This is a genomic window from Citricoccus parietis (assembly GCF_042433045.1).
In the GTDB taxonomy this organism is placed as follows: Bacteria; Actinomycetota; Actinomycetes; order Actinomycetales; family Micrococcaceae; genus Citricoccus; species Citricoccus parietis.
Window position 1 is genome coordinate 150,172 of record NZ_JBHLWH010000039.1, and the last position, 24,584, is coordinate 174,755.

At 69.6% G+C, this 24,584-nt stretch carries 19 protein-coding genes, 1 pseudogene and 2 riboswitches; of the genes and pseudogenes, 13 read left to right on the top strand and 7 right to left on the bottom strand.

Translation table 11 applies throughout. The features are described 5' to 3' along the window. Nucleotides 1–22: 22 nt before the first annotated feature. Genes ACFFIO_RS13765 through ACFFIO_RS13775 form a run of 3 tightly spaced genes read left to right on the top strand, consistent with a single transcriptional unit; the run spans nucleotide 23 to nucleotide 4,747 of the window. Nucleotides 23–1,822: an FAD-dependent oxidoreductase gene (locus ACFFIO_RS13765; protein ID WP_378042643.1), complete on the top strand. Its 1,800-nt coding sequence runs from the start codon at nucleotides 23–25 to the stop codon at nucleotides 1,820–1,822. A gap of 50 nt (nucleotides 1,823–1,872) precedes the next feature. Beyond that, nucleotides 1,873–2,760, top strand: a complete 888-nt coding sequence (locus ACFFIO_RS13770) for a shikimate dehydrogenase (RefSeq protein WP_378042645.1) — start codon at nucleotides 1,873–1,875, stop codon at nucleotides 2,758–2,760. Between the two features lie 22 nt (nucleotides 2,761–2,782). Beyond that, a complete protein-coding gene (locus ACFFIO_RS13775) occupies nucleotides 2,783–4,747 on the top strand; it encodes a sugar phosphate isomerase/epimerase and 4-hydroxyphenylpyruvate domain-containing protein (protein ID WP_378042646.1) in 1,965 nt (654 codons plus the stop codon). A 152-nt stretch (nucleotides 4,748–4,899) separates the two neighbouring features. Here ACFFIO_RS13775 and ACFFIO_RS13780 read toward each other — a convergent pair whose 3' ends face one another. The 3 genes from ACFFIO_RS13780 to ACFFIO_RS13790 form a co-directional block, all read right to left on the bottom strand. Beyond that, a complete protein-coding gene (locus ACFFIO_RS13780; RefSeq protein ID WP_378042648.1) occupies nucleotides 4,900–6,378 on the bottom strand; it encodes a DHA2 family efflux MFS transporter permease subunit in 1,479 nt (492 codons plus the stop codon). Between the two features lie 260 nt (nucleotides 6,379–6,638). Further along, a complete protein-coding gene (locus ACFFIO_RS13785; RefSeq protein WP_378042649.1) occupies nucleotides 6,639–6,944 on the bottom strand; it encodes a type II toxin-antitoxin system PemK/MazF family toxin in 306 nt (101 codons plus the stop codon). Beyond that, the gene (locus tag ACFFIO_RS13790) at nucleotides 6,934–7,170 is read right to left on the bottom strand and encodes a hypothetical protein (RefSeq protein ID WP_378042651.1); all 237 of its coding nucleotides are present in this window, start codon (nucleotides 7,168–7,170) and stop codon (nucleotides 6,934–6,936) included. The genes ACFFIO_RS13785 and ACFFIO_RS13790 overlap by 11 nt, the downstream gene beginning before the upstream one ends. 87 nt (nucleotides 7,171–7,257) lie before the next feature. On the opposite strand from ACFFIO_RS13790, the gene ACFFIO_RS13795 reads away from it, so the two are divergent. Continuing rightward, nucleotides 7,258–7,623: a hypothetical protein gene (locus ACFFIO_RS13795; RefSeq protein ID WP_378042652.1), complete on the top strand. Its 366-nt coding sequence runs from the start codon at nucleotides 7,258–7,260 to the stop codon at nucleotides 7,621–7,623. Nucleotides 7,624–7,679: 56 nt separating this feature from the next. On the opposite strand, the gene ACFFIO_RS13800 is transcribed toward ACFFIO_RS13795, so the two are convergent. Together ACFFIO_RS13800 and ACFFIO_RS13805 are read right to left on the bottom strand one after the other, a co-directional pair. Further along, nucleotides 7,680–8,408: a BRCT domain-containing protein gene (locus tag ACFFIO_RS13800; RefSeq protein WP_378042739.1), complete on the bottom strand. Its 729-nt coding sequence runs from the start codon at nucleotides 8,406–8,408 to the stop codon at nucleotides 7,680–7,682. 72 nt (nucleotides 8,409–8,480) lie between these two features. Next, a pseudogene (locus ACFFIO_RS13805) lies at nucleotides 8,481–8,909 on the bottom strand (3'-5' exonuclease); the annotation flags it as partial. Between the two features lie 191 nt (nucleotides 8,910–9,100). Beyond that, nucleotides 9,101–9,195, top strand: a riboswitch (SAM riboswitch). A gap of 109 nt (nucleotides 9,196–9,304) precedes the next feature. On the opposite strand from ACFFIO_RS13805, the gene ACFFIO_RS13810 reads away from it, so the two are divergent. The 4 genes from ACFFIO_RS13810 to ACFFIO_RS13825 all read left to right on the top strand — a co-directional run bounded on the left by ACFFIO_RS13810 (nucleotide 9,305) and on the right by ACFFIO_RS13825 (nucleotide 14,373). Further along, nucleotides 9,305–10,612: an acyl-CoA dehydrogenase family protein gene (locus ACFFIO_RS13810; protein WP_378042654.1), complete on the top strand. Its 1,308-nt coding sequence runs from the start codon at nucleotides 9,305–9,307 to the stop codon at nucleotides 10,610–10,612. Continuing rightward, entirely contained in the window at nucleotides 10,612–12,042 is a 1,431-nt protein-coding gene (locus tag ACFFIO_RS13815) for an MFS transporter (RefSeq protein ID WP_378042656.1), read from the top strand. The genes ACFFIO_RS13810 and ACFFIO_RS13815 overlap by 1 nt, the downstream gene beginning before the upstream one ends. After that, nucleotides 12,039–13,412, top strand: a complete 1,374-nt coding sequence (locus tag ACFFIO_RS13820; protein WP_378042657.1) for an LLM class flavin-dependent oxidoreductase — start codon at nucleotides 12,039–12,041, stop codon at nucleotides 13,410–13,412. The genes ACFFIO_RS13815 and ACFFIO_RS13820 overlap by 4 nt, the downstream gene beginning before the upstream one ends. Before the next feature lie 100 nt (nucleotides 13,413–13,512). Beyond that, on the top strand, nucleotides 13,513–14,373 hold the full coding sequence (locus tag ACFFIO_RS13825; protein WP_378042659.1) for a siderophore-interacting protein: 861 nt from the start codon (nucleotides 13,513–13,515) through the stop codon (nucleotides 14,371–14,373). Nucleotides 14,374–14,443: 70 nt separating this feature from the next. On the opposite strand, the gene ACFFIO_RS13830 is transcribed toward ACFFIO_RS13825, so the two are convergent. Further along, nucleotides 14,444–15,118 carry a biliverdin-producing heme oxygenase gene (locus ACFFIO_RS13830; RefSeq protein WP_378042661.1) on the bottom strand — a complete coding sequence of 225 codons (675 nt, stop codon included), beginning with the start codon at nucleotides 15,116–15,118 and terminating at the stop codon, nucleotides 14,444–14,446. Between the two features lie 212 nt (nucleotides 15,119–15,330). Here ACFFIO_RS13830 and ACFFIO_RS13835 point away from each other — a divergent pair, with 212 nt between their 5' ends. The 5 genes from ACFFIO_RS13835 to ACFFIO_RS13855 all read left to right on the top strand — a co-directional run bounded on the left by ACFFIO_RS13835 (nucleotide 15,331) and on the right by ACFFIO_RS13855 (nucleotide 22,143). Next, a complete protein-coding gene (locus ACFFIO_RS13835) occupies nucleotides 15,331–17,499 on the top strand; it encodes an HtaA domain-containing protein (RefSeq protein ID WP_378042662.1) in 2,169 nt (722 codons plus the stop codon). A 135-nt stretch (nucleotides 17,500–17,634) separates the two neighbouring features. Continuing rightward, nucleotides 17,635–18,837, top strand: coding sequence for a heme/hemin ABC transporter substrate-binding protein (locus ACFFIO_RS13840; protein ID WP_378042664.1), 1,203 nt, complete (start codon nucleotides 17,635–17,637; stop codon nucleotides 18,835–18,837). Further along, a complete protein-coding gene (locus ACFFIO_RS13845; RefSeq protein WP_378042665.1) occupies nucleotides 18,834–20,036 on the top strand; it encodes a FecCD family ABC transporter permease in 1,203 nt (400 codons plus the stop codon). The genes ACFFIO_RS13840 and ACFFIO_RS13845 overlap by 4 nt, the downstream gene beginning before the upstream one ends. Then, a complete protein-coding gene (locus ACFFIO_RS13850) occupies nucleotides 20,036–20,848 on the top strand; it encodes a heme ABC transporter ATP-binding protein (RefSeq protein WP_378042667.1) in 813 nt (270 codons plus the stop codon). Before ACFFIO_RS13845 ends, ACFFIO_RS13850 begins: the two co-directional genes overlap by 1 nt. A gap of 35 nt (nucleotides 20,849–20,883) precedes the next feature. Further along, on the top strand, nucleotides 20,884–22,143 hold the full coding sequence (locus tag ACFFIO_RS13855; RefSeq protein WP_378042668.1) for a siderophore-interacting protein: 1,260 nt from the start codon (nucleotides 20,884–20,886) through the stop codon (nucleotides 22,141–22,143). A 77-nt stretch (nucleotides 22,144–22,220) separates the two neighbouring features. On the opposite strand, the gene ACFFIO_RS13860 is transcribed toward ACFFIO_RS13855, so the two are convergent. After that, the gene (locus tag ACFFIO_RS13860; protein ID WP_378042669.1) at nucleotides 22,221–24,341 is read right to left on the bottom strand and encodes an AMP-binding protein; all 2,121 of its coding nucleotides are present in this window, start codon (nucleotides 24,339–24,341) and stop codon (nucleotides 22,221–22,223) included. A gap of 12 nt (nucleotides 24,342–24,353) precedes the next feature. Continuing rightward, nucleotides 24,354–24,473, bottom strand: a riboswitch (SAM riboswitch). Nucleotides 24,474–24,584 lie beyond the last annotated feature (111 nt).

The window sequence follows — 24,584 nt, forward strand, 5'->3', positions numbered from 1 at the left end:
CAAGAGAAGTGAGACCGCTCCCATGCCCCAGACCGCAACCCCCTACCTCCTGTCCGAGGAAGAGGCCCTCACGCTGGACGTTCCGGTGGAGGACGTCGACGTCCTGGTCGCCGGTTCCGGCGCCGGGGGACTGGCCGCGGCCGTGACGGCGGCGTATCACGGCCTGTCCGTGATGGTCGCCGAGAAGGCGCCGGTCTGCGGCGGCGCCACGAGCTGGTCCGGCGGCTGGGCCTGGACCCCCGGGACCGCCCTGGCCCGGGCCGAGGGCGTGGACGAGGACCGCGAGCAGTTCCGCGCCTACCTGCGGGCAGTGCTCGGCGATCGCTACACCGAGGCCGCCGGGGAGAAGATCGATGCGTTCCTCGAGGCCGTGCCCCACATGGTCGGCTTCTTCCACACCAAGACCTTCATGCGCTTCGTCACCGGTGCCAAGATCAATGACATCTACGGAGACCTCCCCGGCGCGGGCACCGGCAACCGCTCCGTGGGCCCGGCGCCCGTGAACGCCAAGGAGTTCGGCCCGGCGCTGCTGAAGAAGATGCGCCGCCAGTACTACCCCACCTCCTTCTTCGGCATGGGCATCATGGCCGGCCAGGACCTCTCCACCTTCCTCAAGGCCTCCAAACTCAAGCCCGAGGGCTGGATCCACTCGGTCAAACGCGTGGTCCCGCACATGCTGGACATGGTCACCCGGGGCCGGTCCATGCACCTCGTCAACGGCACGGCCCTGACCGGCCGCCTGATGAAGTCGGCGGACGACCTGGGCGTGGACATCCGCGTCAACTCCCCGGTCCAGGGCCTCGTCCGGTCTGCAGACGGCCGTATCACCGGCGCCATCGTCGGCTCTCCCGACGGCGGCCGGTACGTCCGCGCGCAGCGCGGCGTGGTCCTGGCGACCGGAGGATTCCCGCAGGACGTGGACCGGCGTCGGGAGGTGTTCCCCCGGACCCCGACGGGCAACGAGCACTGGACGCTGGCCCCCGAGGAGACCACCGGGGACGGCCTGGACCTGGCGCTGGCCGCGGGCGGCGTGTTCGACACGGACATGAAGGCCCCGGCCGCCTGGTGCCCCGTGTCCCTGGTGCCCTACCCGGGCAACCGGCACGGGGTGTTCCCTCACATCATGGACCGTGCCAAGCCCGGATCCATCGGCGTGCGCCGGGACGGCCGGCGCTTCGTCAACGAGGCCAACGGCTACTACGACTATGTGGACGGGATGCTCACGGCGACGCCGGAGGGCGAACCGGTGGAGTCCTGGCAGATCGCCGACTCCACCGCCATCCGCCGGTACTCGCTGGGCTTCGCCAAACCGATCCCCCTGCCGCTGACCCCCTACCTGAAGACCGGATACCTCGTGAAGGGGGAGACGCTCCAGGAGCTGGCCGAGAAGTGCGGGATCGACCCGGAAGGTCTGGCCCGGACGGTGGCCGAGTTCAACGCGAACGCCCGGCGCGGCGAGGACCCGGAGTTCTCCCGTGGCGCCACCGCCTTCAACCGGTACGGCGGAGACCCGGACGTGGGCCCCAACCCGACCCTGGCCCCACTCGAGAAGGGCCCGTTCTACGCGGTCCACGTGCGCCCCGGATCCTTCGGCACCTTCGCCGGGATCGCGGCGGACACCAAGGCGCGGGTAGTGGATGCCAGCGGTGCGCCCATCGAGGGGCTGTACACGGCAGGCAACGACCACGCCTCGATCATGCGCGGCTTCTACCCTGCCGGCGGCATCAACCTCGGCCCCGCCCTGACCTTCGGGTACCTGGCCGGCCGTGACCTGGCCGGCGCCGCCGTGTACGAGGACGACGGTACGCAGGCCCCGGCCTGACGGGGCTACCGTTAAGGGCCACTGGGAATGAACACGAAGAAGGAGTACGCATGAGCACCGTCGGGGAATCGTATCTGGTCGGACTGATCGGAGACGGGATCACGGCGTCGCTGAGCCCGCCCATGCATGAGAAGGAGGGCCGCGAGCACGGGCTCCTCTACCTCTACCGTCCGGTGGACGTGGCGGCGCTGGGCTTCGAAGGCCAGGCGGCGCAGGACGAGGCGCCGCGGCTGATGGAGTACGGCCGGCGTCTCGGCTTCAACGCGTTCAACATCACCCACCCGTTCAAGCAGACCATCATGGAGCACCTGGACGAGGTGGACGAGGATGCCCGCAACCTCGGCGCGGTGAACACCGTGGTGTTCGAGGACGGCCGTTCCGTGGGCCACAACACCGACTACTCCGGCTACATCACCGGACTGAAGAACACCCTGACGGATCCTGACCTGGACTCCGTGGTCCAGCTCGGCGCCGGCGGGGCCGGCTCGGCCGTGGCCTACGCCCTCCTGCGCGCCGGGGCGGGCAAGCTCACCCTGATCGACCTCGACCTCGAGCGGGCCACCGCCCGCGCCGCCGACCTGCAGGAGCAGTTCCCGGACCAGCAGGTCACGGCCCGCCCGCATGCCGAGCTGCAGGATGCCCTGGCCACCGCCACCGGCTTCGCCCACTGCACCCCCGTGGGGATGCACACCCATCCCGGCATCCCGGTGGACGCGGCGTGGCTGCGCCCCGAGCTGTGGGTCTCGGACGTGGTGTACCTGCCGGTGGAGACCGAACTGGTGGTGGCGGCCCGCGCGGCCGGCTGCCAGGTGGTGGACGGCGGGACGATGGCCGTGGGCCAAGCCCTGGACGCCTTCGGCCTGATGACCGGGCTCAGTGCCGATCCGGAACGGGTGCGTGCCCACTTCCTCGAGCTCGTCGCCGCGAAGCAGGGCTGAGAACCGACGTAGGGTTAATGGCATGAGCCAGAGTGCCCCCGCCGCCAACGCCGTGAACGCAGGCCCCACCCGTATGTCCCGCACGTCGATCGCCACCGTCTGCCTGGCGGGCACGTTCGAGGAGAAGATGCGCGCCGCCGCGGAGGCCGGCTTCGACGGGATCGAGGTGTTCGAGCCGGACCTGGTGGCCTCGCCGCTGTCCCCGGAGCAGGTCCGCGAACTCGCTGAGGAGCTCGGGCTGACCCTGGACCTCTACCAGCCGTTCCGGGACCTGGAGGGGGTGGAGGAGGGCGTCTTCCAGGACAACCTGCGCCGGCTCGAGGGCAAGTTCCAGCTCATGCAGCGCCTCGGTGTGGACCTGATCCTGCTGTGCTCCAACGTCGGCACGGCCACGAGCTGGGAGGATGAGGTCGCGGTGGACCAGCTCCGCCGCGCTGCTGATCTCGCCGCCCGCTACCAGATCCGCATCGCCTACGAGGCGCTGGCCTGGGGCCGGTTCGTGAACACCTACGAGCACGCCTGGTCGCTGGTGGAACAGGCTGACCGACCCAACCTCGGCGTCTGCCTGGACTCGTTCCACATCCTCTCCCGCCGTGGCGACGTCAGCGGCTTCCGGGCGATCCCGGGGGAGAAGGTGTTCTTCGTGCAGATGGCGGATGCGCCGATCATGCTCATGGACGTGCTGTCCTGGTCCCGCCACCACCGCAACTTCCCCGGTGAGGGCGGTTTCGACCTGGTCACCTTCATGCGGGAGCTCTACGCCACCGGCTACACGGGGCCGATCTCCCTGGAGGTCTTCTCGGACGTCTACCGGCAGACGGAGTCCGTGCGCACCGCCCGGGAGGCCATGCGCTCCCTGCAGTGGCTCGACGATGCCCGGGCCGGGGAGGCGCCCGCGCACCCCACCGGCTGGGACTTCGCCGAGGTGCGCGCCGCGGAACCCGCGGACCTGGCCGAGGTGCTGACGCAGCTGGGATTCGCGGACCACGGACGCCACCGCACCAAGGACGTCCACCTCTTCTCCGCCGGCCACGCCCGCGTGGTCACCAACGACCGCACCGAGGCGCCGCTGGAACACGCCGGCGGATCCGTCATCGCCTCGATCGGCCTGCAGGTGCCGGATCCCCGGACCACCGCGGACCATGCCCGTTCCCTGCACTACCCCAAGGCCTGGCGGGCCAACCGGGCGGACGAGATGGTGCTGCGCGGGGTGCAGGCCCCGGACGGCACCGAGGTCTTCCTCGCTCCCACCTCGGCCGCCGCGCCCCAATGGGTGGCCGAATACGGCCGGAACGACGGCGACCGGGTCACCGGCGCCGCAGCGCCCCGTGACGCTGGGGCAGGGACGGAAGCGGCCGGCGTCGTGGCCGGGGACGGGCTGATCCTCGGGATTGACCACGTCAACCTGGCCCAACCCTGGCAGTGGTTCGAGGAGGGTGTGCTGTTCTACCGCTCGCTGTTCGGGCTCGAAGCGCAGGTCAGCAATGACGTCCCCTCCCCGCAGGGCCTGGTGCGCTCCGAGGTGATGCGCACCCCGGACGGCGCCGTCCGGGTACCGCTGAACCTCATCCCGCACGGCCTGGACCCGGGACGGTCCTCCACCACCCGCACGGTCACCGGCCAGATCGACCACGACGAACTCCGGCTGAAGGCCGCCTACCCACAGCACGTGGCGTTCCTGGCCTCGGATGCCGTCGAGGTGGCGCGCCGCGCCCGTGCCCGGGGACTGCGCATGCTGCCCGTCCCCTCGAACTACTACGAGGACCTGGCCGCGCGCTTCGCCCTGGACGAGGCCTTCCTCGCCGAGCTGCGGGAGAACGACGTGATGTACGACCGGGACGAGGGCGGGGAGTTCCTGCACTTCTACACCCGCACCGTGGGCACCGTGTTCTTCGAGGTGGTCGAGCGCCGGGACGGCTACGAGGGCTACGGCGCCGGTTCCGCGCCGGTCCGGTTGGCCGCCCAGTACGACCTGGACCGCCAGTAGCCCGTCCCCACCTCTCGCCCCGTTTTCAGTCGACTTTGGGTGGGTCATGATGCCAAATACCTACTCCAAGTCGACGGAAAACGCCCCGCTCCGCCCCGGCATTCGGGGTAGAACGGGGCGTTGTCGACCGCCAGACGGACAGACGGGGTGGGTCAGTGGACGGGTGTGGTCTCCGGGGCGGGCGCCGCGGAGTGGGCCACGGCGTCCGGCTCCTCATCGGCCGGGACCGACTTCACGAAGAACGAGCCTGCGAACGCCACCAGGGCGATGACCGCGCCCCAGATCATGGCGTTGTGGATGCCGGTCATCAAGGCCCCCATCGGCTCCGCGCCGCTCTGCGCCCCGGCGAGCGTCGCCGTCGTCATGACGGTGATGAACACCGCGGTGCCGGCCGCTCCGGCGACCTGCTGGATGGTGGACAGGATGGCCGAGCCGTGCGAGTACAGGCGGCGCGGCAGGGATCCGAGGGCCGCCGTCATCAGCGGGGAGAACATGAAGGACAGGCCGGCATTGAGCAGCATGTGCCAGGCGATGATGGTGCCCTGGGAGGACTCCGCGCTCAGCGTCGTCATACCCCACAGGGCCACCGCCAGCACGGCGGAGCCGGGCACCACCAGGGGGCGGGCGCCGAAGCGGTCGAACAGCCGGCCGACGATCAGGCCCATCACGCCCATCAGCAGGCCGCCCGGCAGCAGCATCAGGCCGGTGTCCTTGGCCGAGAGGCCCAGGATCTGCTGCAGGTAGATCGGCAGCACGATCAGGGTGCCGAACATGCCCATCATGCCGATCGCCATCATGGCCAGGGACAGGGTGAAGGTCGGAGTCTTGAACACGCGCACGTCCAGCAAGGCGTGGTCTCGCAGGCTGAGCTGGCGCCACGTGAACACGGCGAGGGCCACGATGCCGATCCCCAGGGGGATCCACGGCGCGATGAGGGCGTTACCCTCCGCGGCGGAACCGATGCTGCTCAGGCCGAACACGAGGCCGGCGAAGCCCAGGGCGGAAAGGACCACGGAGAGCACGTCCAGGGGCAGCCGTCGGGTCTCGGTGACGTTGCGGATCATGGTGGCGCCGAGGATCAGGGCCAGCGCGGCGATCGGCAGCATGATCCAGAACATCCACCGCCAGTTGAGTGCGTCGAGGATGACGCCGCCGATGGTCGGGCCGGTAGCGGGGGCCACCGCGATGACGATCGAGATCACGCCCATGGTGCGTCCGCGGCGGTGGGCGGGTACCACGTTGAGCACCGTGGTGAACAGCAGCGGCATCATGATGGCGGTGCCGACGGCCTGGATGACGCGGCCGAGGACGAGCACCAGGAATGTCGGCGCCAGTCCGGCCACCAGCGTGCCCAGCAGGAAGCTGGCCATGGCGATCAGGAACACGGTGCGCAGCGGCAACCGGGTCAGCAGGAAGCCGGTGATCGGGATGACCACGGCCATCGTGAGCATGAACGCGGTGGTGATCCACTGGGCGATCGAGGCGCTGATGGCGAACTCGCCCATCAGCTCCGGCAGGGCTACGGACATGACGGTCTCGTTGAGGATCACCACGAAGGCGGCAACCACGAGCAGCCAGATGACCCGCGAAGCCCCGGCGGGGACGGTCGGTTCTGTGGTTTTCTGGGTCATCACGTCGGGCGTGGCATCGGGCGTTCTGGCAGCCGAAGTCGACACGGCGTTCCTCTCTTGACAAGCACATGGAGCCAGCGGGCTCCGGGAGTGCAACACTCGTACAGTGTGCCGTTATTCCCGCAGAATCCTCGCATCCAAAGTTGCTCGATCGCAGAGGCCTTCATCACGGTCCACCTGTCCGCGGTAGTTCCTGGATGCGAGTGGGAGAGTTCGTGCCCTGTGAGCTCCGGCCTCGGCGAGAAGCTGGATCCGCCGGGCTACAGATCGAGGACTAATGCGAGGGCTTCGTCGACTCGCTGCATCTCGTCGACGGTCAGGAAGCAGACGGGTTCCGCGAGGCGGCCCAGGTCCACGGTCGCAAGTTGATCGCACATCACCAGTGTCTGTCGATCGTTGATGAGCACTGGCGGCCGGAAGCTGGTCTCCCGTGCGCTGGTGCTCGTGAACGCGACAATCCAGGTACTGAGCGTGAGCCAGTCCGGCTGCAACACGACTGCGAACCGCCGACCCTGTTGCTCGTGGCCCTTGCCTCGCGCAGGCAGCCGGTAGACCTCACCCCTCATGCAGCGCGGCCATATCCTGCTGGATCGCCCGGACTTCCGCCAGGTCCGCCGGATCGTCCCTGATGGCGCGCGCCTCAGCTGCAGCGACCCGGCAGCGTTCGTCACGGCTCATCGCGGCCAGAGCGGCGACGATAACCTGGTCGGCGCTCTCATGCCGGGAGGCACCGACCTTGAGGATGAGGTCACGAGTGCTGGTTCGCACTTTCACGGTAGTGGTATCAGCCATGACACAAGTTTACTCCTGGTAGACCGATCGCGTCAGGCCTGTGGGCAATATCGGGCAGCCGCGCGGGGCGGTGCTACCGTCTGCGGCATGACGCTTCCCGAGGACTGGATCGAGCACCGTCGCGAGGACGGTGAGCCTGTCGGTTGGATAGTGCCCGACGGCGGCGGGTTCCGTCCCATGGACTTCCTCGGCCGCCCAGTGGGCGGCGCACCGGTCGAGTGGCTGGAGGCGGAGGAGGCCCTCGACGCGCGGGGGCTCGGCTTCCTCGCGGATCGTCACCGCTTGAAGTTGGCCGATGGGACCGAGCGACCCGTGCGCATCAGCCAAGCTGGCCCCGACGGGATCGTGGTGGTTGCCGACGAGTTCGGGGCCGCCTCCGCCGTGGGTGCCCAGGCCGACGAGTTCCACCTCCGGTTTCCTGCGCCAGAGGAGTTGCTCCTCAACGAGGGCTGAGAACTCCGCAGGCTCCGACACGTCAGCCGGATTCTCGGCGGTCTGACAAGCCATGTCTAGCTGGTCAGCACGCTCTTCCACAGGTAGTCCTCGCCGACGACGGGAATGCCGTAGTCCCGGGCTTTCCTTGCCTTTCCCGAGATGCTGTCAGGATCGGCGGCCACCACCAGTTTCACAGCCTTGGTCACCCCCGGATGGGGAACGTAACCCTGGGCGCGTAGCCTGTCCTCGATGGACGATCGAGGCACGCTCATGTCCCCCGTGAGAACCACTTTGTCACCCGGTCCGAGGAGAGGGGTGGCCATGGCCGGATTCGCGGAAGCCTGGGAATCGCGGGGAGTGCGAGCCTGGTCGACGGCTTCGGCGGGGATGTCCAGCATGGAGGCGACAAGCTGGAGATCAGCGATCTCGAGGTCGGTGAGGACACCATCGCGCCAGGCCGCGTGCACCAGCTCCTCGAAGTACTGACGGTGGAGTTCGCTCGCCTGTCGGCGGCTGATACCGATCTCGTTGGCCGTGGTGATCAACTGCTCTTCCTCATGTGCAGACAGATAGCGGTCCACCAAGGCGCGGTCGACCAGAGCCAGATACTCATCATGTTCGGACGGCCCCGTGAACTCTGGCAGGCGGATGACGATGCGTTCCAGGAAGTGTTCACGATTGCCGTCTGGAGCTCCGCGCAGAACCGGGGCGATGAACGCTGTGGGGGCGGATTCCCCTCGCACCCTGGCAGCCGTCTGCGTGGACGGCGCATTCCAGTCCTCGCGCTCCGGGTCGATCTCCATGTACCGGGACAGCAGGATTGCCGTAGCCTCGGCGTCCCCTGCCGCCGAGTGCGCACCGACAAGATCGATGCTGAAGGAGTCACAGCAATCCCGCAGGGACCGCCCGACTCCGGGGAGATACTCGTGAGACAGCCGCATCGTGCAGAGCCCACTGGGAAGGAAGTGTGTGGGCAGCGGCTTCCCGAGTCGGCCGAATTCGGCGTCAAGGAAGCGGGCGTCGAAGCCGAGGTTATGGGCCACGATGATGGTGCCGGAGAGACGCCACTGCAGCTCATCCGCGATGTCCGCGAAGGTGGGGGCACGCAGGACATCCCGGGCGCGAATGCCGTGGAGCGACTGTTTGCCGAGATCACGTTCTGGATTGACGAGGGTCTCCCACCGGTCGTGGACTTGCCCGTCGCGGTCCATGGTCACTATGGCGATTTCGGCGATCCGATCATGTCCGCCGGGGAACAAGCCAGTGGTTTCGGTGTCGACCACCGCAAACAAGTCAACGCTCATGGTTCTCTTTTCTCCTCAGTGCCCCTCTGCCATGAGATTACTGTGCAGTTTGGCAATTGGAAGGGGCACGTGGCGACAGTGCGCGAGAATGCCGGACCATTCCCTTTCGACTTGTACGGAACAGCGATTGTGTGAAGCGACGTGACGCCAGACACAGCACTGGAGCGCTGATGTCCGTTAACGTGGGCGGGTAACCATCCAGAGCGGCCGAGAGACCTGGCTCGTCGACGCCGCAGCAACCCGTGGGGATTCCCCAGCCGGGTGCTACCGCCAGGACCGATGGAGATCCCACGGCTGAAGCGGTTCCGGTTCCCTGAACGATGCCGCGTCGAATGACCCGGCACGGTCTGGACCCCGCCACGGGAATCCTTCGGTGAGACCGAGAGGACCACCGAATGACCGCGACACCCCGCACCATCGCTGCCGTCCGGCCCGGCGCGAACCTCAGTGACGGCCTGCCCACGGACTATGCCGGTCTCAAGAGGCACTTCCAGCCGCTCTTCGAGGACATCGCGGCGGGGTCCCTGGCCCGGGAGTTGAACCGCGAGCTGCCCTTCGACGCCGTCCGGAGCCTGGACGAGGCCGGGTTCGGGACCCTGCGGGTCCCGGTGGCCCACGGTGGTCCGGAGGTCAGCCTCCAGGACTTCTTCCACCTGCTGATCGACCTGGCCGAGGCCGACTCCAACGTGGCCCACATCTACCGCTCGCACTACGGCTTCCTCGAGGCCCTGCGCTTCCAGCCGCGGGATGTCCAGGACGCCTGGTACCCGCTGGTCCTGGCGGGCGCCACGGTCGGCAACGCCTCCACGGAGAAGGGCGGCAACGCGCTGGGCGGTCTGAACACCACGCTGACCCCGACCGCCGGCGGCATGGAGCTCAACGGACAGAAGTTCTACGCCACCGCCTCCATCTTCTCCGACTACACGCGCGTCTCGGCCGCCCGTGCCGCCGCCGACGGCGGGCTGCTCGACGGCCGTCAGTTCGCCGTGGTGGCCACCGACGCCGAGGGAGTGGTTCTGGAGGATGACTGGGACGGCTTCGGGCAGAAGCTCACCGGCACCGGAACCGCGACCTTCACGAAGGTCACGGTCCCCGCCCATGGGGTGCTCGACCGGGTACCGGGGTCTGCCGAGGCCGTTCATGAGGCCGCCTTCTTCCAGCTCGTGCTGCTGGCGGTCCTGGCCGGGATCGCCCGCGCCTCCCGGCGGGATGCCGTGGCGACCATCGCCTCCCGCAAGCGCACCTTCAACACCGGGTCCGGCCTTCCGTTCCGCGAGGATCCGCTGATCCAGGAGGCCGCCGGCCGCATCGCCGGGAAGGCCTTCACCGCCGAGGCCACGGTGCTCCACGCCGCCCGCGCCCTGGATGACGGCATCGCCGCCGCCCAGGCTGTCGGAGCCGACCGTCCGGACTTCACCGGAGACGTCCCCGCCGAGCTCTACGGTTCCGAGCTGGCCATCGAACACGCCACCATCACGGTGCCCGAACTGGGCATCGGAGCCGCCCAGGACCTGTTCCTCACCGTGGGTGCCTCCGCCACCTCCACGAAGAAGGCCCTGGACCGCCACTGGCGCAACGCTCAGACCGTGGCCACGCACAACCCCATCGCCTTCCGGGCCCGGTCCCTGGGGGACTACTGGATCAACGGGACCCTGCCCGAGGGCCTCAACGCGATCGGTGATGCAAAGGGAGGCCAGGGCTGATGGGCGCCACGAACATCCTCTCCGGCAAGAAGCGGGTCCTGGCCTCCGCCTTCGCCGGCACCACCATCGAGTGGTACGACTTCTACCTCTACGGCACGGCCGCGGCGCTGATCTTCAACGTCCAGTTCTTCCCGATGGCCACCGAACTCGGCGGGATCGTCGCCTCCTTCGCCACCCTTGCCGTCGGGGTGATCGCCCGGCCGCTGGGCGGGATCATCGCCGGCCACCTGGGGGACCGGATCGGCCGCAAGGCGCTGCTGGTGGCGTCCCTGGTGCTGATGGGGGTGGCCTCCACCCTGATCGGGCTGATGCCCACCTTCGAGGTCATCGGCTGGTGGGCCGTCGTCGGGCTGGTGGTCCTGCGGATCCTCCAGGGCCTGTCCGCCGGGGCCGAATGGGGCGGTTCGGCGCTGCTGAGCGTGGAGCACGCGCCGGCACGGCACCGCGGCTTCTTCGGGTCCTTCACCCAGATCGGCTCCTCCGCCGGCATGCTGCTGGCCACCGGCGCGTTCTTCATCATGCAGAACATCATGAGCGCCGAGCAGTTCGCCGCCTTCGGCTGGCGCATCCCGTTCCTACTCTCCGCCCTGCTGGTGGCCGTGGGCCTGTGGATCCGGCTCGGCGTGGCCGATGCCCCGGAGTTCCTGGAGCACCGGGCCTCGGGCAACGTGTCCAAGGCGCCCCTCAAGGAGCTGCTGGTCCACCACCGGCGGCCGCTGCTGGTCACCATCGGCCTGCGGCTGGCCCAGAACGCCATCTACTACCTCGTCACGGTGTACATGCTGACCTACCTGAGGGACGTGCGCGGGGACAGTGCCTCAGGCGTGACCGCGGTGATGGTGGCCTCGGCCATCGGCCTGTTCTCCACGCCGTTCTGGGGCTGGCTGTCCGACCGGATCGGGCGCCGGCTCCTGTCCGCGGCCGCCTATGCCGCCATCGGGGTCTTCGGCTGGGTCCTCTTTGCCTTCCTCGACGCCGGCCCCCTTGCCTTCCTGCCCCTCGTGGTGATCCTGGGCATCAACCTCATCCATGACGCGATCTACGGGCCGCAGGCGGCCTGGTTCGCCGAGCAGTTTCCCGTCCACGTCCGGTACTCGGGCGTGAGCCTGGGCTATCAGGTCGGCACCGTCCTGGGCGGCGGGCTGATGCCGATGATCGCCGCCCTGCTGTTCGCCGCCGGCGGGGAGGCCCCGTGGCTGATCGCCGGCTACCTGACGGTGCTGTCCGTCATCTCCGTCGCCGCGGCGCTCGCGGCGAAGGACCCGGCCAGCCAGCAACGCGGCACGGAGCTCACGGACCTGCACGCCGTCCCGGTGGTGGGCGATCCCGCGCTGTCCCCCGAACACCAGGCCACAGCCGGCGCCACAGCAGGCGCCGCGACTGACCCCGATCGCCCCACTGGGAGAACCTCTGAAAGGACGACTGTATGACCCGCCCCCTCCTCCTGAACGCCTTCGACATGATGGTCCCGGTGCACCAGTCCCCGGGCCTGTGGAGGCACCCGGAGTCCGGGGTCTCCGGGTTCGACACCCTGGAGTACTGGACTGGAATGGCCCGCACCCTGGAACGGGGCGGGTTCGCCTCCCTTTTCCTGGCGGACATCCCCGGCGTGTACGACGTCTACCGGGACTCCACCGACGCCACGCTGCGCGGCGGCGTACAGGTTCCGCTGCTGGACCCGCTCGTGGTGGTGCCCGCCATGGCCGCCGTGACCGAGCGCCTCGGCTTCGGGATCACCGCATCCGTCACCTACGAGGCTCCGTACCTGCTGGCCCGCACCTTCGCCACCCTGGACCACCTGACCCGCGGCCGCATCGCGTGGAACGTGGTGACCTCCTATCAGGACTCGGCGGCCCGGAACCTCGGCATGGACCAGCAGATCCCGCATGACGAGCGCTACGACCGTGCGGACGAGTATCTGGAGGTGATGTACAAGCTCTTCGAGGGATCCTTCGAGGAGGGGGCCGTGGTGGCCGACCGGGAACGCGGCGTCTTCGTGGACCCGGAGAAGGTCCACCCCGTGGGCCACCGTGGCACGTTCTTCTCCGTGCCGGACCAAGCCCTCACCCATCCCGGCCCCCAGGGCACCCCCTTTCTGTTCCAGGCGGGGGCCTCGAAGCGCGGCCAGGACTTCGCCCTGGACCACGCCGAGGCCATCTTCCTGATCGGCAACACCACCTCCCTCGTCCGACAGTGGGTGGACGGCATCCGCGCCGGGCTGGCCGAGCGCGGGCGCGCCCGGGACGCCATCCGGATCTTCACCATGGCCACGGTGGTGGTCGCGGACACGGACGAGGAGGCGCAGGCCCGGTTCGATGGTTACCGGGAGTTCGTGGACATCGACGGCGCCCTGGCCCTGTTCGGCGGATGGACCGGCGTGGACCTGGACGGCTCGGATCCGGACGCCCCGCTGGAGTACATCAAGACCGAGGCGAACCAGTCGGCCCTCGCGGCCTTCACCAAGTTGTCTCCGGACCGCACCTGGACCGTGCGGGACCTCGCCGAGTTCATCGCCATCGGCGGCCGCGGACCGGTGATCGCCGGCTCACCGCAGACGGTGGTGGACGAGCTGATCCGCTGGCAGGAGGCCACGGACGTGGACGGCTTCAACATCTCGGCGGCCGTCCGCCCGGCGGACCTCGAGCGGTTCTCAGACCTGGTGTCTCCCGAGCTGCGGCGGCGCGGACTGCTGCCGGCCGAACCGGCCGAGGGGGCCGGCGTCGGGACCCTCCGCGAGGTGATCCTGGGCGACGGCCCGCGCCTGGCGGACGACCACCGAGGGGCCGCCTTCCGGCGCTGAGAACCGCCCGGATTCCGCCCGCCGGGTAACCGCAGGAGGTACCGGCACGAAATGACGTACGGTCGAACTGAATGCGTCGTCGACTCCGAAAGAGGACTCCATGTCTACGTCCCCCTCCGTGCGCGGTGGTGCCCGTCCTCCGCGCCAGCCCAAGCCGCCGGTCCTGCTTGAGGTGGTCGCCACCGAGCGGATCAGCGCGCACCTGGTGCGCCTGACGCTGGGTGGGCCGGGGTTCTCGGACTATCAGGACAAGGACACCACGGACAAGTACATCAAGCTGATGTTCGCAGACCCGGCGCTGGGCCTGACGATGCCCTATGACATGGAGAAACTCCGCGAGACCCTGCCCCCGGAGAAGATGCCCGTGCGCCGCACCTACACGGTGCGGTCCGTGGACCACGACGCCGGCACCCTCACCGTCGACTTCGTGGTGCACGGGGACGAAGGGCTCGCCGGCCCCTGGGCCGCCAACGCCACGATCGGCGACCCCGTGACCTTCGGCGGCCCAGGCGGGATGTACCTCCCCGACCCGACGGCAGACTGGCACCTGCTGGCCGGGGATGAGTCAGCCGTTCCCGCCATCTCCTCTGCCCTGGAGGCCATGCCCGCGGACGCCGTCGGCCTGGCGATCATCGAGGTCGCCGGGCCGGAGGACGAGGTCGCCCTGACCGCCCCGGATGGCATCAAGGTCTCCTGGCTGCACCGCGGCGGCATCTTCACGCCGGAGTCCACCACGCTGGCCCATGCGGTCATCGAAGCACCATGGCGCGAGGGCGACGTCCAGGTCTTCGCACACGGTGAGCGGGAGATGGTGAAGGACCTGCGCCGCTACCTCTCGGACGTCCGCGGCGTGGATCGCCGGCGGATGTCCCTCTCCGCCTACTGGGCCTACGGCCGCTCAGAGGAGGCCTTCCAGGCCGAGAAGAGTGAGCCGATCGGGCAGATCTTCCCCGACGCTTAGCGGGTCTCGTCCTTCCGACGCGCAGCGGGTCTTGCTGTGGCCCGCGGTGCATACCCCGGGCGTCCGCTGCTCAGGCGGCGACGCCGGCCAGCCTCCGGGACAGTCCGTCCAGGTCCCGGAACATGTCCTTGTTGAACTGGAAGCCCCGGGATGCCTCCTCGATGAAGGCATCCTCCTGCTCCGGCGTCAGACCGAGTGAGTCCAGCTTCAGCCGGTAGCCGTCCTTGTAGACCTTGGGCTTCTCGATCCCCTCGAACCGGTACATGGCCAACTGGTCCGGGTTCAGCCCGTAGTGGCGGGACACGGTCTTGCCGATGGCCTGACCGCCGGAGAGATCGCCCAGGTACCGCAGGTAGTGGTGGGCGGCCAACCGTGCGTGGTCATGCTCCACCTCCGCGATCCGCTGCACGTAGGCCCGCGTGGACGGCAGTTCCGCGGGGGCCTCGTCCAGGCCTGCGGCGGGCAACAGGTTCGCCAGGTCCTGCCGGATGAAGGGGGCCCGCTCGAGCACGGGGTCAAACAGGTCCGCCACGGGCGCTGGCGAGGTGACGCGGGCCAAGGCCACGGAGTCCTCCAGCTGGTGATAGATGTGCTCGTACTGGGACAGCAGGAGGGCATAGTCGCGGGCTGAGCGGCGCCCGCCCATGAGGTCGGTGATGAACGTGGAGGTCTCGGCCTCGTGGTGGTCGGCCTGGGTCAGCTCGCGGACGCGGGCCGAGAGGGTTGGTACGGGGGTGGCGGTCATGTGACGCCCTTTCGGAAGGTGCCGGTGCGGGGGTGCGCGGCGTGACTGACGTCATCTTCGCAGACAACTTGTGATTTGTTTAGGTAAGGCTTACCTTAACGTTAGCTGAATGCGCCACACAAACGTTTCGTAATGCGCTCAGCAGGCATCTCACTAGCACCTTTGGACGGCCCGCGTCTTCTGCGCCGGGCCGTTCTCTCCGAGAGGACTCCATGAAGACCCCCATTCACCGACGCGTCCTGCGCTGGGTGGCCATGGCCACCGCAGTGCTGCTCGCCTCGCTCGGGCTCACGGCTCTGCCCGCCAGCGCCGCCCCCACCGTCTCCATCACCGAGGTTCCCGACGGCGGCGGGCAGGTCACCGTCTCGGGTGCCGGTTTCTCTGCCGAGGCGCCCGGCATCTACCTGGGCATCGGCCCGAGTGGCCTGCCCGGCTTCTACCAGGGCAGCGGCAGCCTCTTGGAGGACCAGACCGTCTATGTCAGCCCCACCGCTGAGGTGGGCGACTCCGAGATGGGCCGTACTGAGCGGATGCAGGCCGACGGAACCTTCACCTTCACCACCACGCTGCCCACGGAGCCCGAAGGTGGCCTGGCCGCCTACACCTCCAAGGCCCATGGTCAGGGCCTCGCCGATCCCTCGCAGAACTCCATCACCCCGATCACGTACGCAGAGCCGGCCCCGGCCGTCCCCCCGCTGCTGACCGCCACGGAGGTGCCCGCCGCCGGCGGTGAGTTCACGGTGACCGGCACCAACTTCTCCACGGAGGGCCCCGGCGTCTACCTGGGCGTGGCCCCGACCTCCGCCGGCGGTTTCTACGCCGCCTCGAACTCCGGGGCCATCAGCCAGGCTGACACGGTGTCCGTCCCCGCCGCGCGGATCTCCACCGAGGGGTCCTTCACGGCCACCCTCACGGCCCCCGCAGGCGACGGCACCTCCTACTCCGTGTTCTCCTCCAAGGCCCGTGGCCAGGGCGTCGGCGACCCGTCCCAGGATGCCAGCGTCGTGTTGGAGTTCGCCCCTGCTCCGACTCCGGAGCCGACACCGACGCCGACGGATGAGCCGTCCACCCCGGCCCCGGCCCCGACTGATGAGCCGTCCACCCCGGCTCCGGACAACGGCGCCCCCCGGGTCACCGCCTCCGCACCGGACAACGGCACGGTCACCGTCAACGGCACCGGCTTCTCCACCGCGGCGCCCGGCATCTACGTCGGACTCGGCGAGGCCGGACAGGCCGGCTTCTACCAGGCCTCCTCCGCGGGCGTCCTCGTGGAAGGCCAGACCGTGGCCGTTGCCACGGAATACGAGAACGGGTCGATCGACATGGGTCGTACCGCCGAGCTCAACGCGGACGGCTCGTTCTCCCTGTCGGTGGCCCTGCCATCCGGTGCTGATGCCTCCGACTATGCGATCTACACGTCGAAGGCCCACGGCCAGGGACGCACCGACACGTCCCAGGACGTGATCGTGCGACTGTCCAACAGCGCCCCCTCGGAAGGCTCCGGCACCCCTGGTGCTGGTGAGGACAACGGCGGGGCCACCCCGGCACCGGCCTCGACGTCCCCGAACGCCTCCGGTGGCCAGGGAGCCGGTGGCGGAAGCGGCAACTCGACCGACAACGGCGGCGACGACCAGCCTGAGGCGACCGACACCAAGCCGGTCTACAAGACCGTCTGCGCGGCCAACGAGGTCTCTGGTGCCACCCTCAGCTGGGGGCTCAAGTCCTCCTTCCGCAACTACATCCGCGGCGGCATCGCCCAGGGCGGCTGGACCCTCGGCGGCGGCGCGTCCTACTCGGGCAGCGCCTTCACCTTCGGTGGCGGCAACGGCTCCTATGCCAAGGACTCCCGCACCGGCACCGTGACTTTCGGTGGATCCGTGCACTTCACCGGGCATGACGGCGTGCTGGACATGAACCTGTCCAACCTCCGGTTCCGTCAAACGAGCCCCTCGTCCGCGGAGATCATCGCGGACGTGACTTCCTCGTCCATGGAGGGCGACGGCTTCAGCCGCAGCAACGTCACCTTCGCCACCGTGAACACCTCGAACCTGTCCGTCGGTCAGAACAGCGTCTCGCTCAACGGTGCCAGTGCCACCCTGACGGCTGCCGGCGCGGAGGCCTTCGCCGGCTTCTACGAGGCCGGTACCGCGCTGGATCCGATCAGCCTGACCCTGCCGTTGGGCGAGGGCGCGGACTGCCAGCAGGTCCTGGTCGCCGACGGCACCGGCCAGTACGCCACCGGTCAGGAGCCCGGCTCTGTGCAGCTGGCCTCCACCGGCGCGGAGACCACCGCGCTGATCGCGGCCGGCGGCGGGCTTCTTGCCCTCGGCGCTCTGGCCCTGGTCCTGGTCCGCCGCCAGCAGGGCAGCCACGCCGCCTGAATCGGCGACGTGGTCGAAGCTGACCACCACCCCCATCGGTCCGCCTGCCGCGCGCTGAGCGCGGCAGGCGGACCGGAACCACACCTGACACGGTCGGGCCCCAGATCCTCTGGGGCCCGACGTAGGACTTCCACCATGACTTCCATGAATTCCTCCCGGCAGACCCGGCCCACCGGCCGGCGTCGCGCCCTGGCCGGAACGGTGACCGCCACCCTGCTGGCCATCACCGTGGCCCTGACCGGCTGCGGCGCCACCGGCGCCCCTTCGGACGCGGCCACCTCCGGCTCCGCCACGGCGGCGACGAATCCAGACGGCGAGGGCGCCACCAGCGGGACTTCCGCCTCCTCTGCCGCAGACGCCTCTGCCGACGAAGAGCCCGCGCTCGACCTGCCGGATCCCGCCAGCATCGAGGGCCCTTCCTCGGCCGAGACCGTCGCCGAGATCCAGCCGATCGGGAACCCTCAGACACCCGAGCTGCCCGTCACCGTCACGGACCATGACGGCCAGGACGTGACGATCGAGAGCGCGGACCGGATCCTCGCGCTTGACCTCTACGGCACCTTCTCGGACATCGTGACCGGTCTCGGCCTCGGCGACCGGCTGGTGGGGCGGACCTCGTCGGACACCTCGTCCGCCATGGCGGACCTGCCCCTGGTCACCTCCGGCGGACACGACCTCAACGCCGAGGCCATCCTGTCCCTGCGCCCGACCGTCGTCCTGGCGGATACCACCCTCGGCCCGCCCGAGGTGTACGACCAGCTCCGCTCCGCCGGCATCACCCTGGTGATGTTCGACCCGGACCGCAGCCTCGAGGCGAACGAGGACATGATGGTCCAGGTCGCCCAGACCCTAGGTGTCCCGGCGGCCGGCGAGGCGCTGGTCGAGCGCTATGACGCCGAGATGGAGACCGCCCAGGCCCGGATCGACGCCCTGGTACCCGACGACGAGGCGGACCTGGTCAGCGCCGCGATCCTCTACGTGCGGGGGACCGCCGGCATCTTCTTCGTCATGGGCAGCGACTCCGGCGGCGATGTGGTAGATAGCGTGGGTGCGCTCAACTCCGCCGAACAGGCTGGCATCACCGGCACCAAGCCGGCCAATGCCGAGGCGTTGGCCGCACTGAACCCGGACGTCATCCTCGTCATGGCCGCAGGCCTGGAGTCCACCGGTGGACTCGCCGGCCTGCTGGAGCGTCCCGGAGTCGCCCAGACCACCGCCGGGCAGAAGCGGCGCATCGTGGACGTCCCGGACGGACAGCTGATGTCCTACGGGCCCCGGACGCCCCAGGCGCTCGTAGCCCTGGCCGAGGCTGTGTACAACCCCGAAGGCACAGGATGACCGTCTCCGAGACCCGCCGGGACGCCGCCGCGGAGAGTGCTTCGCCCGGCCGGGCCCGGTCCACGGTGAACGCCACAGCGCCCGACGGCGGCGCACCCACCGGGGGCGGTCGCGGAACCCCGCCCGGTGCGGACGGCTCCCGCGCGGCCAGGGGCACCCGGCCGCACTCCGCGGCGCGGACCGCGGTGACCGGCGTCGTGCTGCTGCTCCTGCTGCTGGCCGTGCTGGTGCTCTCCGCCGGAGCCGGGCAGTTCCCCACCGCCCCGGCCGAGGTGATCGGCTCGGTCTGGCGTGCGGTGACCGGCTCCTCGGCGGCCACCCCGGACGAGACGCTGCTGGACTCCACCCTGTGGAACATCCGCTTCCCGCGGCTGCTGCTCGGGGTGATCGTGGGCGCCGCCCTCGGCGTGGCCGGGGCCCTGATGCAGGGCGTGTTCAGCAACCCGCTGGCCGAACCCGGGATCATCGGCGTGAGCTCCGGTGCCGCCGTGGGCGCCTGCGTGGTCATCGTGTTCGGGCTGACCGCCGCCGGCGGATGGGTGCTGCCGCTGGCCGCCTTCCTCGGCGGGATGCTGGTCACCTGGCTCGTCTACCTGCTGGCTACGTCCGGCAACCGGGCCTTGGTGCTGACGCTCGTACTGACCGGCATCGCCGTCAACGCCGTGGCTGGCGCCATCATGTCCTTCCTCATCTTCCTCGGGGACACCACCAGCCGCGAGCAGATCGTGTTCTGGCAGATGGGCTCCCTGAACGGGGCCACCTGGGCCGCGGTGGGCACGGCCGGGATCGTGTTCCTGCTGGGAATCGTCGTGGCCATGGCCCTGCGCAGCCAGCTGGACCTCCTCTCCCTCGGCGAGCGGCCCGCCCAGCATGCCGGCGTGAACGTGGGGCGGCTGCGAGTGGTGTCCATCATTGCCGTGGCCGTGCTGACCTCCGCCGCCGTGGCCTACGCCGGACTCATCAGCTTCGTGGGGCTGGTGGTCCCGCACGCCCTGCGGCTCGTGATCGGCCCCTCCCACCGGGGCCTCATCCCGCTCTCCGCCCTGGGTGGGGCCATGTTGCTCTCCCTCGCGGACGTGGCCGCGCGCACCGTCATCCCCTTCGCCGACATGCCGATCGGCATCTTCACCGCCGTGGTCGGAGGACCCGTGTTCTTCATCCTGTTGCGCCAGTCCCTGAAGAAGCAGGGGACCCTCTGATGCTCGAGGCACAGGACGTCCACGTGGAGATCAACGGCCACCAGATCCTGCACGGGGTCGGCGTGGACCTGCGTCCCGGCGAGGTCACCGTGGTGATCGGACCCAACGGCGCCGGCAAGTCCACCCTGTTCTCCGTGCTCTCCGGGGACATCCAGCCCAGCCGCGGTGCCGTCAGCCTGGATGGGACCCCGGTGGCCCGGTGGAAGCCCCAGGACTCGGCCCAGCGCCGGGCCGTGATGGTCCAGGACTCCGCGGTGTCCTTCCCCTTCACCGTCCGCGAGGTCGTGGAGATGGGACGCAATGCCTGGCGGCGCACCGAACGGGTGGACCAGGACCAGGACGTGGTGGACGGAGCGATCGCCTCCGTGGGGATCGAGCACCTGCAGGGGCGGACCATCACCGTGCTCTCCGGTGGCGAACGCCAGCGCACGGCCCTGGCGAGGGTGCTGGCCCAGGAGGGCCGGACCGTGCTGCTGGACGAGCCCGTCTCCGCCATGGACATCGCCCACCAGGAACGCACCCTGAAGCTATGCCGCGAGCTGGCAGCGCACGGCGCCGCGGTCGCCGTCGTGCTCCATGACCTGGACTCCGCCGCCGTGTACGGGGACCGGATCGTGGTGCTGGACCAGGGGCGCGTGGTGGCGGACGGGCCCGCCGCCGAGGTCTGCACCGCGGAGCTGCTCAGTGAGGTCTACGGGACACCGATCCACGTGCTCGAGCTGGACGGCGTGACCCGCGTGCTGCCGGACCGGTCCGGGGTGCGGCGGCTGTCGGACGCGCCTATCGGCTCCTCGTCTCAGACCCTAGGCTGAGCTGGAGGCACGATGACGTGCCACAGGAAGGACCCATGGGCAGCACAGACGAGAATGTCCCGACGGCAGGGCACCCGACGGCAGAGAGCCCGGAGACGGCGAGCGCGGCGGCAGGGAATCCAGCGGCACCGAACGCGGCGGCGGGACCAACGGCTGGGATTGGCCGGCCGGCGGGCGGGAGCCCCGAGCCGGACGCCGAGGAAGCGTACGAGCGGTACCGTGCGGCCCGGGAACGCTATGCCGTGGCCAAGTACGAGTACAAGGCGGCGCAGTACGCCCTGAAGGCAGCCCGATTGCGCGAGCAGGTGGCGGCCGGCGGCACCGTGGGCAAGAGCGGCAAGCGGGACAAGTACGGCAAGGACGACCACCACCACCGCAGGCGCCACCGGCACGGCGGGCGTCAGGAGCGCAGCGACCACGGTCAGCACGGCCAGTACGGCCACGCGGACGGCGATGACCGGGACGGCGTGGTAGGGCGCGGGGCGCTGGGGCCGGTGGAGACCCGCGATTCGTCGGATCGCCGCAAGGGCAAGCAGGTGGTCCTGGACGTGGTCTCCACCGAGCGGCTGGGGGAGCACTTCCAGCGGCTGACCCTCGGGGGACGGGGGTTCGCCGACTTCCGGGACAACCACTTCACGGACAAGTACGTCAAGATCCTCATCGTGGACCCAGCCCTGGGGCTGACCCCGCCCTACGACGTGCAGGCGCTGCGCAAGTCACTGCCGAAGCACCAGCGCCCCGTCCGCCGCACCTACACGGTGCACTCGGTGGACACCGAGGCCGGGACCGTGGTGATCGACTTCGTGCTGCACGGGGATTCCGGGGTGGCCGGACCCTGGGCGGCGGCAGCGCAGGTGGGGGATGCGGTGGCCTTCGCCGGTCCGGGCGGCAAGTACGCCCCGGACCTGACCGCAGACGCTCATCTGCTCGTGGGGGACGAATCGGCCTTGCCTGCGATCTCCGCCGCGCTCGCCGCGCTGCCGGATGGCGCCGCAGGGCAGGCCTTCATCGAGGTGGGCGGACCCGCCGACGAATGGGAACTGACGGTGCCCTCGGGCGTGGGGGTGACGTGGCTGCACCGTGGCGGCGAGTACCGGCTCGGGCGCTCGCAACTGGCGGCCACCGTGGAGGGGATCGGCCGGTCCGAGTGGCCCGCCGGACGGGTGCACGCCTTCGTCCATGGGGAGAAGTCCATGGTCAAGCGCCTGCGCCGGCATCTGACCGAGGAGCGCGGCGTGGACCGGAGGATGCTGTCCCTGTCCTCATACTGGACCTACGGCAAGGCCGACGACTAAGCCGCCCGGCCTCGTTGAGTCTGGAGCGATTCACACATTATGCGGCTGATTGCGTGAATCCCTCCAGACTCAACCGTTCAGCGGCGGGCGGCCATGACGTCGGCGATCTGCCCGACGCACGGCTCGTTCTGCAGGGACGTGGTGTCCCCCAGGGCGGTGCCCTCGTAGAGCTGGGTGAGCAGGCGCCGCATGATCTTGCCCGAGCGCGTCTTCGGCACGTCCGGCACGAAGACAACGTCCCGCGGCTTGGCCACCGGGCCGATCACGGTGCCCACGTGCTGGCGCAAGGCCTCGGCGGATTCCTCGCCTACGCCCGCCCGGGCCACCACGAAGGCGACGGCAGCGTGGCCGGTCTTGGCGTCCGGCACGGGGCAGACGCCGGCCTCCACCACGCCGGGGTGGGAGACCAGGGCCGACTCGATCTCTATGGTGGACAGACGGTGGCCGGAGATGTTGATGACGTCGTCGATCCGGCCCAGGATCCAGATGTCCCCGTCCTCGTCATACTTCGCGCCGTCCCCGGCCAGGAACCAGCCCTGCTCGGCGTAGTCCTTCCAATAGGAGGAGTAGTAGCGCCGCGAATTGCCCCAGACGGTGCGGGCCATGGCCGGTCCGGTGCGGGTGATCACGGCCTTGCCCTGCAGGCCGGCGGCCACGGGCGCGCCGGAGTCGTCCACCACGGCCACGTCCACGCCCGGCAACGGACGGGAACCGCAACCGGGCTTGAACCGCTCGTCGTCCTGCCGCGGGGAGAGGATGGTCGCCCCGGTCTCGGATTGCCACCAGGTGTCCACCATGGGCACGCCCACGGAACCATCGCGCGGGACCTGTGCGCCGGCGTCGCCGGTTTCGGCCTGTGCCTCACCGTCCAAGGTGGACAGCCGGTCCCGGCCGATCTGCGTGCGTGCCCAGGTCCAGGCCTCCGGATTCACGGCCTCGCCGACGGTGCCGACGAGACGGATGGAGGAGAGGTCATAGTCCGTGGGGATGCCCTCGGGGAACCAGCCCATGAGGGAGCGGACCAGGGTGGGTGCGGTGTAGTAGCTGGTGACGCCGTAGCGCTCGATGACCTCGAAGTGGCGGCCCGGGTGCGGGGCGTTGGGCACCCCCTCGTAGATGACCTGCGTGACGCCGTTGGAGAGCGGCCCGTAGATCTCGTAGGTGTGGGCGGTGACCCAGGCCAGGTCCGCCGTGCACCAGTGGACGTCCTGGTCCCGCGCGGTGACATCCGGGTTCGAGAACAGGTAGTCGTAGGACCAGCTTGCCTGTGTCAGGTACCCGCCGGAGGTGTGCACGAGTCCCTTGGGCTGGCCCGTGGTGCCGGAGGTGTACATGATGAACAGCTCGGTCTCGGCGTCGAAGGCTTCGGGGGCGTGCGTGACGGGCTGGCGGTCCACGATCTCGTGCCACCAGACGTCCCGGCCCTCGACCCAGTCCACGTCCACATGCCCGGTGCGGTTGAGCACCAGCACATGCTCGATGTTGTTCTCGCCGGAGACGGCCTCGTCCGCGTTCGCCTTGACCGGGACGGCCTTCCCACGGCGGAACTGGCCCTCGGAGGTCACCAGGAGCTTGGCGCCGGTGTCCTCCACGCGGAACTTCAGGGCCTCGGCGGAGAAGCCGCCGAACACGAGCGAGTGCACGGCACCGATCCGGGCGCAGGCCAGGGTGATGACGATGGTCTCCACCAGCACGGGCAGGTAGACGACCACGCGGTCGCCCTTCCCGATGCCCAGCTCGGTCAGCGCATTCGCGGCCTGGCTGACCTCCTTCTGCAACTGCGCGTAGGTCACGGCGCGGCGGTCGCCGGGCTCCCCCTCGAAGTACAGCGCCACCTTGTCCCCGCGGCCGGCGTCCACGTGCCGGTCCACGCAGTTCACCGCGACGTTGAGGGTGCCGCCCTCGAACCAGCGGATCTCCGGGCCGCGTTCGGCCTCCGGGTCCGGGGCCGTCCACGAGTGGGTGGTGTGCCACGGCGTCTGCCAGTCGAGGCGGCGCGCGGCCTGATCCCAGAAGGCCAGGCGGTCAGCCTCGTCCACCGGGTGGCCGTCGCCGAGACCGCCGTGGAGCAGGTTCGCGGGGCGGCCGGGGTGGGCGGTGGTGTCGGCGGAGTTCAGGAGAGAGTCCGGCAGGGGGCCCGGCAGCGGAGCGGGGAGGGCGCCAGTTTCGGCGGTGGTGGTGTTCGGGGCAACAGACAAGACAGAACCTTCTTTCCATCGAATCTGGCGGTAGCACCTGGTGGCCGATGCCGTGCCCGGAAAGGGGCCGGCGTCGACCACGGGTTGCTGCGGCGTCACAGAGCCAGATCTCTCGGCCGCTCGGGATGGTCGATTCCACTGTACGTCCGGGGCCCAGGCCCGGGCCAAACCGGTGAAGCCGTGCTACGGCGCCGGGATTAGTCTGGACGGGCAGTGGTGACGCCAGCCACCGGAACGGGGAGG

Excerpts from the sequence above, each read along its gene's own strand:
- ACFFIO_RS13850 (WP_378042667.1), top strand. The coding sequence starts at position 20,036 with ATGCTCGAGGCACAGGACGTCCACGTGGAGATCAACGGCCACCAGATC.
- ACFFIO_RS13830 (WP_378042661.1), bottom strand. The coding sequence starts at position 15,118 with ATGACCGCCACCCCCGTACCAACCCTCTCGGCCCGCGTCCGCGAGCTG.
- ACFFIO_RS13815 (WP_378042656.1), top strand. The coding sequence starts at position 10,612 with ATGGGCGCCACGAACATCCTCTCCGGCAAGAAGCGGGTCCTGGCCTCC.
- ACFFIO_RS13800 (WP_378042739.1), bottom strand. The coding sequence starts at position 8,408 with ATGGAGATCGACCCGGAGCGCGAGGACTGGAATGCGCCGTCCACGCAG.
- ACFFIO_RS13795 (WP_378042652.1), top strand. The coding sequence starts at position 7,258 with ATGACGCTTCCCGAGGACTGGATCGAGCACCGTCGCGAGGACGGTGAG.
- ACFFIO_RS13785 (WP_378042649.1), bottom strand. The coding sequence starts at position 6,944 with ATGAGGGGTGAGGTCTACCGGCTGCCTGCGCGAGGCAAGGGCCACGAG.
- ACFFIO_RS13845 (WP_378042665.1), top strand. The coding sequence starts at position 18,834 with ATGACCGTCTCCGAGACCCGCCGGGACGCCGCCGCGGAGAGTGCTTCG.
- ACFFIO_RS13790 (WP_378042651.1), bottom strand. The coding sequence starts at position 7,170 with ATGGCTGATACCACTACCGTGAAAGTGCGAACCAGCACTCGTGACCTC.
- ACFFIO_RS13840 (WP_378042664.1), top strand. The coding sequence starts at position 17,635 with ATGACTTCCATGAATTCCTCCCGGCAGACCCGGCCCACCGGCCGGCGT.
- ACFFIO_RS13765 (WP_378042643.1), top strand. The coding sequence starts at position 23 with ATGCCCCAGACCGCAACCCCCTACCTCCTGTCCGAGGAAGAGGCCCTC.
- ACFFIO_RS13770 (WP_378042645.1), top strand. The coding sequence starts at position 1,873 with ATGAGCACCGTCGGGGAATCGTATCTGGTCGGACTGATCGGAGACGGG.
- ACFFIO_RS13780 (WP_378042648.1), bottom strand. The coding sequence starts at position 6,378 with ATGACCCAGAAAACCACAGAACCGACCGTCCCCGCCGGGGCTTCGCGG.
- ACFFIO_RS13820 (WP_378042657.1), top strand. The coding sequence starts at position 12,039 with ATGACCCGCCCCCTCCTCCTGAACGCCTTCGACATGATGGTCCCGGTG.
- ACFFIO_RS13810 (WP_378042654.1), top strand. The coding sequence starts at position 9,305 with ATGACCGCGACACCCCGCACCATCGCTGCCGTCCGGCCCGGCGCGAAC.
- ACFFIO_RS13855 (WP_378042668.1), top strand. The coding sequence starts at position 20,884 with ATGGGCAGCACAGACGAGAATGTCCCGACGGCAGGGCACCCGACGGCA.
- ACFFIO_RS13825 (WP_378042659.1), top strand. The coding sequence starts at position 13,513 with ATGTCTACGTCCCCCTCCGTGCGCGGTGGTGCCCGTCCTCCGCGCCAG.
- ACFFIO_RS13835 (WP_378042662.1), top strand. The coding sequence starts at position 15,331 with ATGAAGACCCCCATTCACCGACGCGTCCTGCGCTGGGTGGCCATGGCC.
- ACFFIO_RS13775 (WP_378042646.1), top strand. The coding sequence starts at position 2,783 with ATGAGCCAGAGTGCCCCCGCCGCCAACGCCGTGAACGCAGGCCCCACC.